This window comes from Streptomyces sp. NPDC056883, assembly GCF_042788835.1.
Taxonomy (GTDB): domain Bacteria; phylum Actinomycetota; class Actinomycetes; order Streptomycetales; family Streptomycetaceae; genus Streptomyces; species Streptomyces stoeckheimensis.
Genome location: NZ_JBHUBS010000001.1, coordinates 130,986 through 150,223 on the forward strand (window position 1 = coordinate 130,986; position 19,238 = coordinate 150,223).

Below are 19,238 nucleotides of genomic sequence, written 5' to 3' on the forward strand. Positions count from 1 at the left end.
GAGAGAGGTCTCCCTCCTGTGCTCCGCAACGGGGGCGCGCTCCCTCCCGTGCGGCGTGTCTGGGCGTCTCCCCTCCCCTCCCCGGGGGGGGGGCCCCCCCCCCCCGCCGCGGTGCGTTCCGTCGGCGGCGGAGCACCTCAGCCCACGAACTCTTCGTCCCCGTAGCGGACTTCCGCGGTGTTCCAGTCGACGCCCAGTTCCGCCGTGAGCTTCTTGGCGAGGGGGAGGTCGGCGAGCGGGGCGATGAGGATCAGCCTGCCGTCGACGGTGACGGAGCCCCCGCCGAGGCGTTCGCGGGCCTCGGGGTCGGCGAGGAGGGCGTCGTGGAGGCGGGTCGGGCTCACTCCCGGGGCCTGGATCTCCACGGCGTCGGTGTCCGGTGCGTTCCGCGGCAGGCAGCGGAACGTCAGCACCGACTCCTGGTGGTACTGCTTGCGGATGACGTCGGCGATGTGGCGCAGCCCCGCCGGGTCGACCCGGTTGACCTCGAACTCGCGCGAGCGCTCGTAGGTGGTCTGCTTCAGCTCGTCGGACCAGAAGACTCCGTCCAGCAGGGTCGAGGAGCCGGGCTTCGCGCCGTGGGCTCGGATGATGCCGCGCACCTCGTGGTCGAAGCGGGTCAGGCGGGTCCGCAGCCGGGGGTCCGCCGGGTCCGTGATGATCGCCGTGTTGTCGGTGGCGAAGATCTCCGCCACCGCCGGGCAGCCCTTGGGTGAGGCCGGGCTCGCGTGCGCGCTCCCCGTGCCGGCCGATCCCAGCGAGAGGACCCCGACCGCGACCAGGACCCGCAAGTGCTGCTGCCTCATGTGTCAACTCCCTTTCCGGGAAACCGTGATGGTGTACCGGCGACGGACGGATGTCCACGTTGCCTCGGGCAAGGAGAACCCGACCGGTCCCGCATGCGTGAGGAAGATCGGATACGTTCACGTGATCGTCAAGAACGGGCTACCGCCAGACGACGGCGCGCCAGCGGACCGGCCAACTCCGTGAACTGCCCACGTCACCCGCGACGCTCCCGTTCGCGTTGATCGCGAGCGGCCGGGTCGTGTCGATGCCGGCGGCCAGTGGCAGGGCGGTGACCCGCCCCAGCGGGTCCCAGGTCACGGCACGCTCGTCGGAGGTGCCGACGCCCGTCCCCGCGTCGTTGATCCCGTTCACGAAGACCCGGCCCGTGCCGGGCAGTACCGCGAGCTCCGTGGTGACGTTCCCGTCCCACCGCACCGCGTGGTCCTTGACGTTCCCGACGACGACGTCCGCGTTGTTGACGCTCACGGACCGCGCGCCGATCCCCTGCGACGGCAGGGCCTCGAACTTCTTCCCGCGCGCGGCTCGGACGGCCTTCCACTCTCCGGCTCCGTCGGTCGCCCGGCCGATCACCGTGCCGCGGTCGTTGATCGCGGCCGGTTCGCTGTACGAGCCCCCGAGCGAGCCGAGATCGTGGACACGGCCCGCGGTGTCCCAGCGCACGGCGCGGGTCTTCTCGCCCGGCACGAACGCGTAACCGGCGATCTCCCCCCGCTTGTTGATCCCGGTGGCGACACCCCCCTCCGCCTTCGGGGGCAGGCGCAGTACGGTCACCCGGCCGTCCGGGCCCCAGCGCACCGGGCGCGTGCGAGCGGCCGTCGACAGGCGTCCCACGGCGACGTGGGAGTCGTTGATGTCCTGGGCTTCGCCTTCGACGTAGCCGGCCGGCTCCTCGAGGCGGGTGAGGGCACCCGAGGCGTCCCATCGGGAGGCATGGCGCACGCCGTCCGGCGTGGCGGTGAAGCCGGCCACGGTGCCGTCCTCGACGATCCTGACCGCCTGCCCGCCCGAACCTCCGGAGACGGCCTGCAGGCGGGTGAGGGAGCCGTCGGCGCCCCACCGTACGAGGTAACCGTCCTCGTTCTCGTCCAGCGAGAGCCCCACGACGTCGCCGGCGTCGTTCATCGCCTGGGCCGAACTACTGGAATGGCCTGCCAGGAGCGGCAGTTCGTACATCGAGACGGCGGCGCCGGAGGGCGCGGAGAGCGCGGAGGGCGCCACCATCACGGATAACATCGCGGAAACCACCATGGGCATCAAGAAGATCTCCCCTGTCTTCTCGGACGGATACGACGCCGGCCGCCCCCACCCACCCCTGTTGATCCCCCGGGTGGCGAGCACGGCACGACGCCCGAGCCCTCCCCAGCCTCCGACACGAAGAAACGTCCGGTATCGGCCAGCTGAAACGCGCAGGTCAGTGCTGGTCGGGCGCGGGTACCAGTGCGGGCAGCAGCGTGGCGAGAACCGATTCCATGTACCCCTCCGGCAGGGGGCGGGTGCGCAGGAGCCAGGTGTGGTAGATCGGCCCGTAGAGCAGCTCGACGGCCATCTCGAGGTCGAGGTCGGTGCGGATCTGCCCGGCGTCGCGCGCTGTGGCGAGACGCTCGACGCACGCGTCGATGGAGACCCGCAGGATGCGGGTGACCCCGTCCGCGGCAGCCTCGTCGGATTGGGCGGCGCCGATCAGGCCTCGCCAGATCTCGCCGAACTCCGTGGTGAACAGGCTCATGACGCTGGAGGTCTGAGCGGCCAGGTCCGCACGGATGTCACCGGTGTCGGGAAAGCCGGCGGCGGCGTCCCGGGCGTTCTCGACGCCCTCGATGAGGATGGCGGCCTTGGAGGGCCACCACCGGTAGATGGTCGTCTTGCCGACCCCCGCCCGGGCAGCGATGCCCTCGATCGTGGTCGAGGCGAATCCCCTCTCCACACAGAGGCCGAAAGCGGCCTCGATGATGGCCTGCCGGGACTCTTCGCTGCGGGTTGCGGGACTCACGGACCGACTCTATCCGAGCGCAACGCTACGTCTCGTGTTGACAGCTGCCGGTTCCGGCCACACACTGATCACGCAACGGTCCGTTTCGTATCGCTTGCGTAGCGGGGGGTGTCTCCGGTACCCGGGACCCGGGTACCGGAAAGACGCCCGAGCGGGCTATCCGGGTCTGCTCGAAGAACCGTGCAAGAACTCCACACGCTGCTCGGCCAGCTTGACGTTCCGGGGGTCGAGGGACGGCAGGTCGCGCAGGAGACGGATGAGCTCCGTGGCCGTGTCGAGGGCCGCCACCGGTTCTCTGAGCCGGGTCCAGCAGTACAGCGCGCCGGCCGCGGCCGCGAGGACCTCCGGCGCATCGGGAGACTGACTGCCCAGCCGGATCCGGCCCGCCTTGGTCCACAGCCGTGTCGCGAGCTCGAAGGAACCCTCCATCCGCGCGAGATCGGCGCGGATCTCCAGCCAGCTGATCGCTCCGGGTGACCCGTACCCCGACCGCTGCCGCACGTACTGCTCCCAGGCCTCGGCGAAACCCGCGGCCTCCGCGTGCCGGCCCGCAAGGGCCAGGGCGTGGATCTGCGGCCGCGGATCACGTACCGGCTCGTCCGCGGCGGCCGGCTGCCGAGCGGCCGCCCCCTGCCGGCCCATGACGGGTGCCCCGCCCACGGCCTGAACCGCCGGACCCGGATCCGTGGCCTTCACCGAACCCGGCCTCCCGGAAGCGGGGGCGGCGAGCTCGCGCGCGGTCGGCACGACGAGCGTGCCCGGCGGCAGCGCCGCCGCACCGACGGCCAGAGCATGCACCTGAAGATTCGCCGGACGGCCCGGACCCGCGGCGAGCTGAGCGATCCAGCACCTGGTGTACCTGCTCACCGCAGTCCCGCTGCCGGCGAAGTCCGGCGGCGAGACGACCCCGTACACCTCGGCGGAAGGCGACTGGGGCAGGCTGCCGTACTCCTGCAGCAGCGGCCACGCCGCCTTGTCCGCGACCAGATCCAGCAACACCGTCGTCAGCCCGGGCGGACGGCCCCGCAGTTCCCTGCCCAGCCACTCCCAGGGCAGCGCCGTGTACCGAACCGACCCGGCCGTCGTACCGGCCAGAGCCACGTGCAGTTGACGGCCACGGCGGTCGACGGTGAGGCGGCCCGACAGATAGACCAGCAGCGGACCCGGCGTGGCCGCAGCCGTCCGCAACCGCGTCACCACCAGGTTCGGATCCCGAGCCCCGTCCAGGTACGTCGTATCGCAGGAGACACCGCTGTTCAGGAGCAGCGAAACCGGAACGACCCCGAGCGCAGCCAGGTTGGCACTCGGAGCCACCTGAACGGCGCGACGGCGCACGGCGCCACCCCCCGCTATGAGAAGGACATGCCCCCGCTGCCCCCACTCCACTTTCTGCATGAGCTGACCGTACTCATACCGCAGCGATGGGGGTCAGCGGGCGAGGGAGACGGCGAAGGGCCTGAAGCCGTGCCGGCGCAGGATGTGGGGCACGACCAGGATCATGGCTTCGGTGGCGCGGGCCGTGGTGATGTCGCCGAGGTCCTCGATCCATTCGGGCTGCCAGCCCAGGTCGCCGAGCAGGCAGGTGACGGTCTTCTTCGCGTTCTCGTCGTTGCCCGAGACATAGGCGATCGGTGGGGTCGCCAGGGTTTCGGGAGCGGTCATGACCATGAACAGCATGGTGTTGAGGGTCTTGACCACACGGGTGTCGGGAAGGGCGGCCTGGAGGTGCTCGGCGAGGCTGCTGCCGGGATAGCAGAGGTCTCCCGGCAGGCCGTCGCCGGCGTCCCGGGTGGCGTTGGAGACGTCGATGAGGATCTTGCCGGCGAGTTCGGTGCGCAGGCCGGCCAGGAGGTCGAGGGCGCTGTCGCCCGGCGTCGCGTTGATCACGATGTCCGCGGTGCGGGCGGTGGTGCGCTGGTCGGCGAAGGAGACGCGGGGGCCTGCGCCTTCGGCGACCGCCGTGGGCTGCTCCGCCGGGCTCCGGCGGCCGAGGATGACGGGGTGTCCGGCCTCGGAGAGCTTGCCGGCGAGGTTGGCGCCGACGCGGCCGGCGCCCAGGATGCCGATGCTGGTCATGAAGTGATGCTCCTTGCGGTGTGGGGCGGGAAGAGTGGAGGTCGTCCGGTCAGGCGATCGGCGAGAGGATCTTCAGGGCGGCGGTGTGGAGGCCGGGGGCGGAGGCCAGGAAGTCGCGGCTGGCGGTGCTCCAGGGTTCGCCCGCCAGGTCGGTGACGGTGCCTCCGGCCTCGGAGACCAGCAGTGCGCCGGCGACCAGGCCGGAGCGGACGTCGGAGAACTGCCAGAACGCGTCCATGCGTCCGGAGGCGACGTGGATGAGCTGCATCGTGGCGGGCACGGACACGCGTACGACCAGGCCGTTGACGAGCATGGCGGTGACGGAGTCGCCGATCCGCCGGAAGGTGTGTTCGTCCTCGCCGGGCCTGGCCTGGCCGGTGCCGATGAGTGCGGCGCCCAGGTCGGTCTTGGCGGACACCTGAAGCGGCCGGCCGTTGAGGCGGGCGCCGCCGCCGGCGACGGCGGTGTAGGTGTCGCCGGTCAGCGGCAGGTGGACGACGGTGAGTACCGGCTGGTTGTCGCGGACCAGGGTGGCGGTGACGGACCAGTCGTCCATGCCGTGGACGTGGTTGATGTTGCCCTCGGCGGGGTCGACGACCCACCACTCCCCGGGCGGAAGCGCGCCGCCGGCCAGCTCGTCCTCGGCCCACTGCGATCCCGGCCGGGCCCGCAGCAGCGGCTCCCGCAGCACGTCCAGGACCGCCTCGTCGTTGGCGTGGATCTCCTCGACGATCTCGTCGAGGCTCACTCCTCGGGCGTGCGAGCTGTGGCGGTCGCGCAGCGTGCGGCCGGCGGCCTTCACCGCGGCGGTCACCTCGGGCAGGAGCGTCGTGTCGGCGGCGAAAGGCATGGCTGTGCTCATGGCGGGCTCCCTGGGTTCGGTCGATGCGGGCGGCGCGTTCCCCTGCCCGCACTTCGAAGTTAGAGGCCCTGTGAATTAACGACAAGTGCATGCTTTTCACTCGTAGAGTTACTCTCATGCAACTGGATCTGAACCTGCTCACCGCCCTGGACGCCCTGCTGGAAGAGGGCAGCGTCGCCGGTGCCGCAGCCCGGCTCCACGTCACCGCACCGGCCATGAGCCGCTCCCTGGGCCGCATCCGCAAGGCCACCGGCGACCAGATCCTGGTCCGCACCGGCCGCAGCATGGTCCCCACCACCCGCGCGCTGGCCATCCGCGCCGAGGTCCACACCCTCGTCCAGCAGGCCCACCGCCTCCTCTCCGCACAACAGGAACTCGACCTGGCAGCTCTGGAACGGGTCTTCACCGTGCGCTGGCACGACGCCCTGGCCGCCGCGTGCGGCACCGCCCTGATCGCCGCCGTCCACCGCCAGGCCCCCGGTGTCCAGCTGCGACTGCCCGCCGAACCCGGCACGGACACCCCCGAGCTGCGCCGTGGCGAGGTCGACCTCGAATCGAGCGCCGGCCGGCCGACGCTCCCCGACATCCGGCACCGCCTCGTCGGCAGGGACCGGCTGGTCGTCGCCGTGCGGCCGGGCCACCCGCTCACCGAAGGCCCGCCGAGCCTCGACCGCTACACGGCCGCCGAACACCTCACCGTCTCGCGGCGCGGAAGCCTGCGCGACCCGATCGATGACGCCCTTACCGCACGCGGCCTCGAACGACGCGTCGTCGCCGCCGGGCCCACCACCTCCTTCGCCCTGCACCTCGCGCTCGGCACCGACCTGGTCGTGACCCTCCCCGACGCGGTCACCCGCGCAGCCCGGGACCAACTCGGCCTGGTCACGCTGCCGCTGCCGCTCCAGCTGCCCGACGTTCCCCTGTACCTGCTGTGGCACCGGCGCTACGACGATGACCGCGCCCACACCTGGCTGCGCGAAACGGCTTTCGAAACCGTCCAGGCACTCTTCGCCCCACCGGCCGCTTCCTCCGCCCTCGGAGAGGGCCAGGACCACGCCGAGCCGGAGACCGGACGAGTCCCTACGGATCACTGACGGGGGCTCCCGGCTCCCGGCTCCCGGGGCCAGGCGCCAGGCGCCCGGCCCAGGGAGCCCCGCCGCGTCACCCGCAGGCTGTGGTCAGTGCCGCCGTGAACTCCCGTGCCAGTTCGGTGATCACGGGGAGGTCGAAGGCCCGCGCGTTGTACTGCAGCCAGCAGCGCAGGCTGCCGTCCGGCTGTTCCAGTACGGTCAGCTCGGGGACGCCCCGGTCGCCGCCCGGCAGGGGCCAGGGCACGGTGCTCCCGCGCGGCAGTTCCCAGGGCTCGCAGGCCAGGCCGGGCAGCTGTGCGGGCGCGGCCCACGCCTCGTAGCGGAGCCAGGCCGCGAACGGCACGGACGGGCTGAACTCCGCGAACGGGTACAGCTGGTGGTCCAGTGCCTCGCTGTAGACGGTCCGCAAACGGTCCACCAGCTCGGCGAAACCGGGCCCGCCGCTCGCGTCCACCCGCAGCAGCAGCGACTGGACGAAGCAGCCCACCGTCCGCTCGGCGTCCGGACGCGGGCGACCGGGCACCGGGGTCATCACCACCAGGTCGGGGCGGCCGCTGCGACTCGCCAGCAGTCCGGTCCAGGCCGCCGTGACGGCCAGGAAGGGCGTGGCACCCAGTTCGGCCGCCCGGGCCCGCAGTGCATCGGCCAACGCCGCCGACACCTCGAACTCGTGCGCCTGGGTGAGTACTTCTTCCACCGCCCGGCGGCCGGCGAACTGCTCGACGGCCTCCGGCGCCCCGGCCAGCGCGGCCTGGAAGTGGGCCCGGGAGGCCGGCCAGTGCGCGTTCGCCCAGTCCACCAACTCCCGGTACCCCGGGCCCGATCGGGCCGGCGGGGCCGAACGGCCGCGCCGCAGAGCCGAGTAGAACACCCCGAGGTCGGCCAGCAGCACGCCGACCGACCAGCCGTCGGAGACCATGTGGTGCACCGCGACCAGCACCACGTGATCGGTCTCCGACCGGCTGACCACCAGGAGGCGCGCCATCGGATCGCGGCCCAGGTCGGTGAGACGGTCCCGCTCGGCCAGCAGCAGGGCGTCCACCTCGGCGTCCGTGGCCCCCGGGGCACGGGTCAGCGTGATCCGCACCCGGGGCTCCTCGTCCAGCACCGCCCGTACGACCCCTGCGCCCGCCCCCTCACCCGCTCCCTCGCCCGCCGCCTCGAACCGGGTCCGCAGCGCCGGATGGCGCCGGACCACCTCAGTCAGCGCCAGGCCGAGGGTCTCCGGTTCCAGCCGGTCGGCCACCCGGAACAGCGCCGTCACCGCTCCGGCGTCCCGCCCCGGTGCCTCGGCCATCCAGCGGAAGAAGTTCTCCTGCTGCGAGGTGAGCGCGATGGCGTGCGGCTGCGCACGGAGCGCGGCCAGGTAGGGCGTCACCGTGTCCGTCCCGGCAGAAGCCGCGTCGGCAGCGCTCTGCCGACGGTCGGGGTGGTCCACCCAGGCGGCCTGGGACCGCAGCGAGGGCCGTTCGAAGACCAGGGCGGTGCCCGCCCGGACCCCGAACTCGCTGCTGATGCCGGTGGCGAGCTGGACCGCCCGGAACGAGTCGCCGCCGAGCGCGAAGAACTCGGCGGCCACGTCGGTGACCGGTCGGCCGAGCAGGCGCCGCCAGAGTCCGGCCAAGCGCAGCTCCGTCGGGGAGGCCGGAGCGACCGCGGGACCGGCGGACTCCGCGGGCGCGTCGAACAGGGGGCGGAGCAGGTGCTTGACCACCTTGCCGCTCGGGTTCCTGGGAAGCTCGCCGGCGAGCAGGATCCGGACCGGCAGCTCGGGGCGGCTCAACCGGCTGCTCAGGAACAGCCGGAGATCGTCCAGGTCCAGGCCGCCCGCCCCGGCGACGACGACCGCCACCGGGACGGCGCCCATCACGGGGTGCGGCAGGCCGAGCGCGGCGGCGCCCGCGACCGCGGGGTGCTCGTACAGCGCCTCCTCGATCCGCAGCGTGGAGACCTTCAGCGCACCGCTCTTGATGACGTCGCTCTCCCGGTCGACCAAGTACAGGTAACCGTCCGGGTCGAGGCGTCCGACATCGCCCATCCGCACCCAGCCGTCCCGGAACACCCGGTCGCTCTCACCGGCGGCGCCCAGGTAGCCGCGGGGCGGTCCGGGCTGGCGCAGCCACACCTCGCCGACCTGCCCGGCGGGCAGCGGCAGCCCCTCCGCGTCGAGGATCCGCAGGTCACCGGGGTCGGCCGGGCGGCCCAGCGAGCCGGGGCGGCGGGTGTCGACCACGGTGGAGATCTGCGCGGGCGAGGCCTCGGCGGAGGTGTAGGTGTTGACCAGCGTCGCCCCCGGCAGCGCCGCGGCCAGCGCGGCCGCCACCGGTACGGGCAGTGCGGCGGCGGAGGAGTTGACCAGGCGCAGACTGCTCAGGTCGTACCGCCCGGCGGTGCCCGCGTTGACCAGTTCGATCGCCATCGAGGGCACCAGGAAGGCGGTGCCGATCCCGAACTCCTCGACCGCGATGCCGAACCGGTCCGCGTCGAAGCGCGGCAGGCTGAGCGTGGTGGGCGCGGCGGTGAGTGCGCCCAGCAGCATCACCTGGCCCGCGTTGGTCCCGATCGGGAAGGCGTGCAGGGCGTGCCGCGAGTGCGCGTAGGCGCGGCGGCGGGGGTGGGTGACCAGGCCGGCCGTCAGGTTTCCGTGCGCGGCGAGCACGCCCTTGGGCGCGCCGGTGGTGCCGGACGTGCCGATCACCTGCGCCGGGTCGGCCGGGCCGACCCGGTACGGCGGGCCCGCCGGCGGCTCGGGGTGGGCGGCCAGCAGGGCGTCCAGACGGAGCTCCACCCGTCCGGGGAGGGCGGGCGGTTCCTCCTCCCCGTTCTCTCCCTCCTTCAGGCCGTCCCCATCGCCCCCGTCCCGGAGGACCGTGCCGGCCCCGGCCAGCGCGGCCAGGGCGGAGGCATCGGCCTCGGAGAGGTCCTCGCGGACCGGGACGGGCACACCGCCCGCGTACTGGACGGCGAGGAAGCCGACGGCGTACCGCTCCCAGCGCGCGTTGGAGAACCGCAACAGCACCCGGTCGTGCGGTTCGACCCCGGCGGCGGCCAGCCCGACGGCAGCGCGCAGCGCCTCCTCGCGCCAGCGGCGGTAGCTGATCTCCCCGCCGCCGACGACCTGCAGCGCGACGTGGTCCGGGTGTTCGGTGGCGCGAGCGTCGAGGAGCTCCGGGACGGTCGTGGCGGCGGGCTGCGCGGTGGTGGCGATGGTGGTCTCCGGTGGGATTCGGTGGTGGATGGGGGTGGTGGGCAGGTGGGCGGGTGCGCGGGTGCGCGGGGCGGGGTCAGTCCAGCCGGTCGGCGGCCTCCTCCTCGCTGAGGGCATCGATCTCGGCGATCAGGAGCGCCTCGATGCGCGCTGCCAGGGCTGCCGGGGTCGGGCTCTCGAAGACGTCGCGGATCGACACGTCGAGGCCGACGCCGGCCCGGATGCGGGCGGCGACCCGGGTGACCAGGAGCGAGTCCCCGCCGAGGGCGAGGAACTCGTCCAGTACGCCGACCCTCGGTATGCCGAGCACCTCCTGCCAGAGGCTGACCACCAACGCCTCGGCATCGGTACGGGGCGCCAGGTACCCGGCGGCGGCGCCCGCCGGGTCCGGATCGGGCAGGGCAGCGGTGTCGAGCTTTCCGCTGGCGTTGAGCGGGAGCGTGTCGAGCAGCACCACGGCGTCCGGCACCATGAAGGCCGGCAGGCGCAGCGCCAGGTGCTCGCGCAGATCGGCCGCCTGGGGCGCGGCCGCGCACGGTCGTGCGGCTACGGACGACGGTGGGGCTGCGGCCGGTTGCGCTGCGGCCGGTTGCAGGACGGTGTAGGCGATCAGCCGGCGGCCGTCGCGGACCAGTACGGCCGCTCGGGCGACGGCCGGGTGGGCGGTGAGGGCGGCCTCGATCTCGGCGGGCTCGATCCGGTATCCGCGGATCTTCACCTGGCCGTCGGCGCGGCCGAGGAACTCCAGCTGCCCGTCGGAGCGCCACCGGGCGCGGTCGCCGGTGCGGTACATCCGGCCGACCGTGTCCCCGGCGAACGGATCCGGGAGGAAGGCCTCCGCCGTCAGCTCGGGCCGGGCCGGGTAGCCGCGCGCGAGGCCCTTGCCGCCGATGTGGAGCTCGCCCTCGGCGCCGGCCGGCATCAGGCTGCCGTGCTGGTCCAGGACGTAGAGCCGCACCCCCGGCAGTGGACGGCCGAGCGGCGGGCGCTGCTCGCCGGCGGACCCGCCACCGGGGTGGCCGACGGATCCGCCGCCGAGGTCGCCCGCGGTGACGATGACGGTGGCCTCGGTCGGGCCGTAGGTGTTGACCAGCCGGACGGTGTCACCGTGCCGCTCCCGCCACAGGGCGAGGGTCGCGGCGCGCGCCTCGGAGCCGCCGAGGACGACAAGGCGCAGCGCCGGCGGCCACGGGGCCTGGTCTCCGAGCGAGACCAGTTCCTCCCAGTACGCGGTGGGCAGGTCGAGTACGGTGACGGACCGTCCGGCCTCGCTGCGCAGCAGGTCGGGCAGCATCCGGCCGCCGCCGGGCAGCAGGACGACACAGGCGCCCGCGGTGAGGGCGGGCCAGATCTCCTCGGCGTGGGTGTCGAAGCCGATGGAGGCGAACTGGACGATCCGGTCGCCCGGCCGGAGCCGGTAACCCTCCGGTCCGGCCATCCACCGGACGCGCTCGGCCAGAGCGGCGTGCTCGACGGCGACGCCCTTGGGAACCCCGGTGGAGCCCGAGGTGTACAGGACGTACGCGAGGCCGCCCGGGGCGGTCCCGGGCAGCGCGGCTCCGCTGTCCGGACCGCCGACGGGCTGTACGGGAATCCCCGGCACCGGAGTCCCGGGTATCCGAGCCCCGGGTATCACAGCCCCCGCTACCGCGACCCCCAGCACCGGAACCCCCAGGTCCGGGCGCTCGCCCCCGGTGAGCAGCAGGGCGGCGTCGGCCTCGCCGAGCATCAGCCGCCGGCGCTCGGCCGGGTGCGCGGGGTCGAGCGGGAGGTAGCCGGCGCCGGCCTTCCAGATCGCCATCAGGGCGATGACCAGTGCGAAGGAGGGCTCGATCAGGACGCCCACGGCGCGGCCGGCCACCGGGCCCAGGCGGCCCGCCAACTCATCGGACGCACGGTCGAGTTCGGCGTAGCTGAGGGTGCTGCCCGCGCACTCGAGGGCGGGTGCGCCGGGGCGGGTGGCGACCTGCTCGGCGAAGCCGCGCAGGATCGGGCGGGCGTCCTCGGTGACGGCAGGTCCGGCCCCGAGCGCGAGGAGCGCGGCACGCTCCTCGCCGGTCAGCAGCCAGTCGCCGTGCAGCGGGACCTCGACGTCCTCGACGGCCCGGGCGAGCAGGTCGCGGACCCGGCGCGCCAGGGCCTCGACCGTGGTGCGCTCGAAGAGCTCCCGGTCGAAGCAGAACGAGAGCGTCATCCCGCCGCCCGGGGTGCGCCAACTGTCCAGCAGCAGATCGGTCTTGGCCCGGTCGAAACCGGAGTCCATGCTCTCCGTCCGGACGCCCGCGGGCAGCGAGGTCCGCTCGTCGGCGCCCGCCAGCTCGTACTGGCTCTGGTGGACGAACACCGCCTGGTAGAGCGGTCCTACGCCGGGCAGCACGGGCAGCCCCAGTTCGGCGGCGACCCGCTCGACCGGGATGTCCTGATGGCTCAGCGCCGCCATCGTGGCGGAGCGCACCCGGCGCAGCACCGTGCGGAAATCGGGCTCGCCGGTGAGGTCCGCGCGGATCACCCCGGTGCGGGAGAAGTAGCCGAGCAGGGCCTCGTGCGCGGTCTCGTTGCGGCCGGCCAGCGGGGTGCCGACGGCGAAATCGTAGGTGCCGCTCCAGCGGGCCAGCACGCACTGGTAGGCGGCGAGCAGCATCATGAACGGGGTGCAGCGCTGCTCGCGGGCCAGGGCGTCGAGTCCGGCGACGAGGTCGGGACCGAGGGCGAGGTCGGCGAAGCCGGCCCGGTGGGTGGGCTCGGCGGGCCTGGGGCGGTCCAGCGGCATCCGCAGGGCGCCGATGCCGGCCAGGCGCCCGCTCCAGTGCCGGACCGCCTCCTCGGCCGCGCCGCCGTCCAGCCTGGTCCGTTCGGCGAGCGCGAAGTCGCCGTACTGGAGCTTGAGTTCGGGAAGATCGGCCGGACCCTCGCCGATCTCCTCGCGGTACAGCGCGAGCAGCTCGCGCCACAGCACGGTGAACGACCAGCCGTCGGAGACGATGTGGTGGACCACCACGCTCAGGGCGTGTTCGTGCTCGTCGGCACTGACCAGGACGGCCCGCAGCGGCGGCCGTTCGCCCAGGTCGAAGGGGGCGTTGACGAAGGGGGCGCAGGCCGCGGTGAAGGCCTCCTCCGCCGCCTCCGGGATCGGGATCAGGGTGGGTACGACGTCCCGTACGGGTTCCACGAGCTGGACGGGCTGTTCACCGTCCAGGGCGAACCGGGTGCGCAGGACCTGGTGCCGCGCGGTGAGCCGGGTGAGGGCCGCACCCAGCGCCCGCGGGTCGATGGGGCCGCTCCAGCGCCGGTTCAGGTACATGTTGAACCCGGCGTCCTGAGGGTTCAGTTGCTGGAGGAACCAGAGGCGGCGCTGCTCGTCGGTCAGCGGATGGCGGGAGATCGGGGTCGGGAAGGTCATCTGTTCAACTCGCCTTTCGCGCGGGCCTGCAGGGTCTCGAGGCCGATCAGGTCGTCGGACTCGGCATCCGGGACGTCCCGGTCGAAGCGCGCCAGGACGGGAATGCAGAGGCTGATGAGGACCAGTGCGGCCATGGCGAGGCCGAACACCAGGTAGAGCAGGCCGATGCCGCGCCCGTCGCCGGTGCCGATCAGGGCGCCGACGCTGGAGGCCAGCGCGCCGCCCTCGTCCATCAGGGGCTGGAGCAGTTCGGGACCGGCCGGGGCGACCAGGGCGAAGCCGATCGGCAGGGTGGACCAGGCGACCAGGGTGTTCACCGCGATCACCCGGCCGTGGAAACGCATCGGCACCTTGGTCTGGATGACCGTCGCGTAGATGCCGTTGAGCAGCGCCAGCCCGTAGGTCATGCCGAACGCGCCGACGGCGACCACGGTGACCGAGGGCCGCAGGCCGGTGACGACACAGGCGGCGGCGAGGCCGAGGGTGGCGAACAGGACGCCCCGCAGGCGCATGCGGCGCGGCCCTCCCCAGATCAGCAGGGTGAGGCCGCCGAGTACGGCGCCCAGACCGGCCGCGGTGGAGACCCAGCCGGCTGCGGCGGTCGAGGAGAAGGAGAGCACCAGCGGGGTGATGAGCAGGAAGAGCGGGGAGAGGAAGATGTTCAGTACCGCGAACCAGAACAGCATGGCCCTGAAGTGGCGGCTGCCGAGGGCGCGTTGGAAGCCCGCTCGGATCTCGACGCCGACGCTCTCGCGGCGGGTGGCGGCCATCACGTCGGGGAAGCGCACCGCCAGGGTGACGCCGGTGGCGATCAGGTAGCTGACGACGTCGAAGACCAGGATGCCGCCGAGGCCGATCACGTGCAGGATGCCGACCGCGATCAGCGGTACGAGGAACTGGGCGAGGCCGAGGGCCATCTGGACCACGCCGTTGGCGCGGCCGAGGAAGCGCTTGGGCACCAGCTGCGGCACCGCCGAGCCCCAGGCGACGCGTTGGAAGGCGAGCGCGGTGGAGAGCAGGGAGATCATCACGTAGCAGTGCCAGATCTCCAGCGAGTCGCCGAGGTAGAGCGCGAGCAGGGCCGCCTGGGTCAGGCCGGCCGCGATGTCGCCGCCCAGCATCACCCGGCGGCGGTCGCCGCGGTCGACGATGGCGCCGGCCAGCGGGGCGACGACGATGCCGGGCACCAGGCCGAAGGCGGCGAGCAGGCCGAGCTGGAACAGCGAGCCGGTCTGCAGGTAGATCCAGATCGGCAGGGCGAACTCGGTGAGCGCCGAGCCGATCATCGAGAGCTGCTGGCCGGTGGCGATGGCCAGGAAGCGGCCCATGGTCGGGCGGACGGGGCGGCGCGTACGGGCCTTGCGGGCGGCCTTCCGCGCCTTCCCCGGTGCACCGGACCGCTCCGGCTGCCCCGGCGGCCCGGATTCCGGCCCGGATTCCGGCCCCGGTTCAGGCACGGGTTCCCGTACGAGCTCCCCTACGAGCTCCCCTACGAGGCCCTGCTCGGAGTCCGGCTCCGCCCCGGCGACGTCGCGGGACAGGCCGGCCAGCCACCAGGTGGCGTCGGCGGTGCGTTCGTGTCGCGCCTCCTCGCCGGCGGCGATCGAGCGGTGCACCCCGGTCAGGATGCCGGCCAGCTCCTCGGCGCGGTACTTGAGGTAGAAGTGCCCGGCCTCGTCCAGGACCACCACGGCGGTGGTCCCGGCGATCCGGTGCCACTCCCGGAACCGCTCCTGGTAGAACTCGGTCGCGGGATCCCGGTCCCCGCAGACGGCGATGACCGGCGCCGTGATCGTGCCGCCCTCGCTCTCGTACAGGTCGCCGAAGTAGCGCTCGGCGCCCTTGGTGCCGACTCGGCGGTTGTGCACGATCAGCCGCAGCTGCTCCTCGTCGACCTCGTCCACGTCCAGCCCCGCCGCGGCCAGGGCGTTGATCATGCCCTGGTCGCTGCGCAGCCGGGCGGCCAGCTCGGCGAAGCGCTCGGCCAGCGCGGCGCCGCGGCCCTTCGGGCGGGCGAACGGGAAGATGCCTCCGAGGTGCACGGCGTCGATCTCCCGGCCGGCCGCCTCCACCCGGCGGGCGATCTCCACCGTCAGCCGGACGCCGACTCCGCAGTGCCCGTAGAGCACCAGAGGCCCGGCGACGTTGGCGACGATCTCCTCGGCGCAGAGCCGGGCGACCTCGTCGACGTCCATCGCCTCCTCGCCCAGCTCGTGCCCGGGGACGGCGATGGAGTGCAGGGCCCAGTCCGCAGGCATGGCGTCGGCGAGCGGCTTGTAGATCAGCGCGCTGCCGCCGCCGTAGGGGGCGCAGACCACGCTGGCGGCCGTCTTGCGGCGCTCGGGGGTGAGCAGGTGCAGCAGCCGGCGCGGGCCGCGGTCGCCCTCGGGGGTGGCCACCAGTTCGGCGAGACGACGGACCGTGGGGTGCTTGAAGAGGTCCATCACACTGACCGGGGAGGCCAGGTCGGGGAAGGCACGGCGCATCCGGGCGACCACCTGGGTGGCGAGCAGCGAGTGGCCGCCGAGCTCGAAGAAGTCGTCCAGTGCGCCGACTCGGGGGAGGTCCAGCAGGTCCGCCCACATGGCGGCTATCACCTGCTCGGTCCCGGGCTCGGGGTCGACGTGGGCGCCGGTGGCCGGGCCGTCCGCGGGCGCGGGCAGTGCCTTCCGGTCGACCTTGCCGTGGGCGAGCAGGGGCAGCCGTTCCAGCACGACGTAGCGGGCCGGGACCATGTAGTCCGGCAGGACCTCGCCCAGGGCGGCGCGCAGCTCGGCAGCGGCCGGCGGTTCGCCGCCGGCGGGGCGTTCCAGGTAGGCGACGAGGTTCTGCTTGACGCCTTCGCCGCGGGCCAGGACCACCGCCTGGGTGATGCCGGGCAGGGCGGTCAGCGCGGCCTCGATCTCGCCGGGCTCGACCCGGTAGCCGCGGACCTTGATCTGGTCGTCGCTACGGCCGAGGTACTCGAGGGACCCGTCGGCGCGCCAGCGCGCCAGGTCGCCGGTGCGGTACATCCGCGGACCGCCGGTCCCCATGGCGTCGTACGGGGCCACGCCGGCCGGGGCGGTGTACGGGTCCACGCCGGCCGGGGCGGCGTACGGATCGGGCAGGAACCGCTCGGCGGTCAGGTCCGGGCGCCCGAGGTAGCCCCGGGCCAGCCGGTCCCCGCCCAGATACAACTCACCGGTGACGCCCGGCGGAACGGGGTTGCGGGCCTCGTCCAGCACGTAGCAGCGTCCGCCGGCCAGCGGGCTGCCGATCGGGGTGCTGCCCGGTGCGTTCAGGCCGTCGGTGGTGACCTCGTGGACGGTGATCCCCACCGTCGCCTCGGTCGGCCCGTAGTGGTTGAACACCGCGCACCGGCCCAGTGCGGCGATGCCCGCCGCCCAGGACCAGCTGCTGGCCTCGCCGCCGAGGACCAGCGCACGGCGCGGCAGCAGCCGCTCCAGCGGCGCGTCGGCGGTCAGCGCGGCCAGGTGGGACGGCGTCATCTTCAGGTAGTCGATGCCGGCCCGCTCGATCTCCGCGGCCAGTTCCACGCCCGCGATCCGGCGCGGCAGCAGATGGACCCGGCCGCCGGTCGTGAGCGCCAGGTAGAGCATGGTCATGCTGAAGTCGAAGGAGAGCGACTGGAGCAGCCCGAAGGAGGCCCCGGGCTCGATCCGCAGCCGTTCGGCCGCGCCCGCAAGGTAGTTGAGGATCTGGCGGTGCTGCACCGCGACGCCCTTGGGCGTGCCGGTGGAGCCCGAGGTGTAGATCACGTACGCGAGGTGGTCGGCGCCGGAAACCTCCTCCAGCAGCGCCCCGTCCCCTTCGGGTGCGGCGTCGTCGTGGCCATGGCCGCCGCCGCCGTCGTCGTCGCCTTCGCCGGTCAGCAGGTCGATCGCCGGGTGGTCGCCGAACCGCGGTCGCAGCACCGAGTCGGTGATCAGCACCTTGGCTCCGGCGTCGGCGACCAGGTGGGCGAGCCGGGCGGGCGGTTGCTCGGGGTCGAGCGGCAGGTAGCCGCCGCCCGCCTTGAGCACGGCGACCAGGGCGACCGCGAGCTCGGCGGACTGCTCCAGGCAGACGGCCACCCGGTCGTCGGCACCCACGCCCAGCGCCCGGAGGCGCCGGGCCATGGCACGGGCGCGCCGGTCGAGGTCGCCGTAGGTCAGGGTGCGGTCCTCGAAGACCAGGGCCGGTGCCTCGGGCGTCCGGGCCGCGGCCTCGGCCAGCGCCCGGGTGAGCGTGGCGGGACCGCCGTCCGGCAGTGCGGGACCGGCGGCCCAGGTCCGCAGCACGGCCGTCCGCTCGACCGCGCTGAGCAGCGGGAGCCGGTCGACCGGCAGCGCGGGGTCGGCGCACCCGGCCGCGGTGAGCAGCTCGAACCGTTCGGCGAGCCGCTCGACGGTGCCGGCGTCGAAGAGGTCGGTGCGGTAGGTGAGCAGTCCGTAGAGGCCGCCGTCCGGCTCCTCGCGCATGTAGAGGGCGAGGTCGGCGTGGGTGGTGGTGGCTTCGTAGCCGAAACCCTCGGAGGCCGGGCCCGCGGTGGGGGCGGCGGCGGGGTCGCCGTAGTTCTGGAAGGCGAAGGTGGTCTGGAAGACGGCGGCGCGGCTGACGTCGCGTTCCACCGCGAGATCGTTGACCATCTGCTCGAACGGCACCTCCTGGTGCGCGTACGCGTCGAGCGTGGTCTCGCGGACCCGGCTGATCAGCCGGCCGAAGTCGAGGTCGCCGTCGAGCCGGGCCCGGATCGGCAGCATGTTGACGAACGCGCCGACGACGCCTTCGAGTTCACTGTGCAGGCGGCCGGCGACGGCGGAGCCGACGGCGAAGTCCCGCTGGCCGGTGTGCCGGCTCAGCAGGGCCTGGAACGCGGCCATCAGCACCATGTAGGTGGAGGCGCCGTAGGCCTGCGCCACCTCGCCGACCCGGCGGGAGAGTTCGGCGCTCCAGTGGAACTCGGTCGCGGCTCCTTCGAAGGTGAACACCGGCGGGCGGGGCCGGTCGGAGGGCAGCTCCAGGGCCGGGACGCCGTCGAGTTCGGTGCGCCAGTGTTCGCGCGAGGCGGCGAGCGGCCCGTTCTCCAGACGGTCCCGCTGCCAGGCCGCGTAGTCCCCGAATTGGACGGGCAGGGGCGGCAGTTCGCCCGGGGTGCCGTGGGCGTGGTGGGCGTAGCGGAGGTCGAGCTCGCGGTTGAGGAGGTCGATCGACCAGCCGTCGCAGATGATGTGGTGCATCACGAGGGCGAGGACGTGGTCGTCCTCGGAGATCCGGACCACCAGGGCGCGCAGCAGCGGGCCGGCCTGGAGGTCGAAGGGGACGGCGATCAGCGCGCCGAGCTCCGCGGCGGCGCGCGTCTGCGGGTCGGGGTCCGCACTGGCGTCCAGGTGCTGGGCGGAGAACGGCGCGGGCTCGGCGACCAGGACCTCTGCGGTACCGGCCTCGGTGGTGCGGAAGGTCATCCGCAGGCTCTCGTGCCGGTCCACGAGGTCGGTCAGCGCGGCGTCGAGGGCGGCGCGGTCGAACGGGCCGCGGAGCCGGCGGGCCGGCGCCAGGGTGTAGGCCGTGGAGCCGGGAGCGAGCTGGTCCATGAACCAGAGGCGTTCCTGGCCGCTGGACAGCGGCGGTGCGGTGTCCGCCGGGCGGGGGTTCACCACCCGGGCGGGGGCCGAGGCGCCGCGCAGCCGCTGGCTGAGAAGGGCGCGCTTGGCTGCGGACCAGTCGGTGGGCAGGTCCTGGGTATCCGTCATCGAGTTCCTGTTCGGGCGTGCGGGGGCCGCCGGCGGGGGTACGGAGGCGCGGTCGGGCGGACGGGCGGG

Annotated in this window: 10 protein-coding genes; 1 reads left to right on the forward strand and 9 read right to left on the reverse strand. The window is 73.5% G+C overall.

Annotated elements, in window-relative coordinates; genetic code table 11:
* Positions 1–137: 137 nt before the first annotated feature.
* The 6 genes from ACFRU2_RS00655 to ACFRU2_RS00680 form a co-directional block, all read right to left on the reverse strand.
* Positions 138–806, reverse strand: a complete 669-nt coding sequence (locus tag ACFRU2_RS00655; RefSeq protein ID WP_382966395.1) for a hypothetical protein — start codon at positions 804–806, stop codon at positions 138–140.
* 139 nt (positions 807–945) lie between these two features.
* Positions 946–2,040, reverse strand: coding sequence for a hypothetical protein (locus tag ACFRU2_RS00660; RefSeq protein ID WP_382966396.1), 1,095 nt, complete (start codon positions 2,038–2,040; stop codon positions 946–948).
* 178 nt (positions 2,041–2,218) lie between these two features.
* Positions 2,219–2,797, reverse strand: coding sequence for a TetR/AcrR family transcriptional regulator (locus ACFRU2_RS00665; RefSeq protein ID WP_382966397.1), 579 nt, complete (start codon positions 2,795–2,797; stop codon positions 2,219–2,221).
* Between the two features lie 156 nt (positions 2,798–2,953).
* Entirely contained in the window at positions 2,954–4,132 is a 1,179-nt protein-coding gene (locus ACFRU2_RS00670; RefSeq protein WP_382966398.1) for a hypothetical protein, read from the reverse strand.
* Between the two features lie 93 nt (positions 4,133–4,225).
* A complete protein-coding gene (locus tag ACFRU2_RS00675; RefSeq protein WP_382966399.1) occupies positions 4,226–4,873 on the reverse strand; it encodes an NADPH-dependent F420 reductase in 648 nt (215 codons plus the stop codon).
* A 49-nt stretch (positions 4,874–4,922) separates the two neighbouring features.
* On the reverse strand, positions 4,923–5,735 hold the full coding sequence (locus ACFRU2_RS00680; RefSeq protein ID WP_382966400.1) for an inositol monophosphatase family protein: 813 nt from the start codon (positions 5,733–5,735) through the stop codon (positions 4,923–4,925).
* Positions 5,736–5,851: 116 nt separating this feature from the next.
* Between ACFRU2_RS00680 and ACFRU2_RS00685 the strand changes: the two genes are divergently transcribed.
* Positions 5,852–6,829 (forward strand): LysR family transcriptional regulator, encoded by a 978-nt coding sequence (locus ACFRU2_RS00685; protein WP_382966401.1) that lies wholly within the window; start codon positions 5,852–5,854, stop codon positions 6,827–6,829.
* A gap of 67 nt (positions 6,830–6,896) precedes the next feature.
* Here the strand turns inward: ACFRU2_RS00685 and ACFRU2_RS00690 are convergent, their stop codons facing one another.
* Genes ACFRU2_RS00690 through ACFRU2_RS00700 form a run of 3 tightly spaced genes read right to left on the reverse strand, consistent with a single transcriptional unit; the run spans position 6,897 to position 19,169 of the window.
* On the reverse strand, positions 6,897–10,151 hold the full coding sequence (locus ACFRU2_RS00690) for an AMP-binding protein (protein ID WP_382966402.1): 3,255 nt from the start codon (positions 10,149–10,151) through the stop codon (positions 6,897–6,899).
* Positions 10,111–13,434 (reverse strand): amino acid adenylation domain-containing protein, encoded by a 3,324-nt coding sequence (locus ACFRU2_RS00695; RefSeq protein WP_382966403.1) that lies wholly within the window; start codon positions 13,432–13,434, stop codon positions 10,111–10,113. Before ACFRU2_RS00695 ends, ACFRU2_RS00690 begins: the two co-directional genes overlap by 41 nt.
* Positions 13,431–19,169, reverse strand: coding sequence for an amino acid adenylation domain-containing protein (locus tag ACFRU2_RS00700; RefSeq protein ID WP_382966404.1), 5,739 nt, complete (start codon positions 19,167–19,169; stop codon positions 13,431–13,433). The genes ACFRU2_RS00695 and ACFRU2_RS00700 overlap by 4 nt, the downstream gene beginning before the upstream one ends.
* Positions 19,170–19,238: the final 69 nt, after the last annotated feature.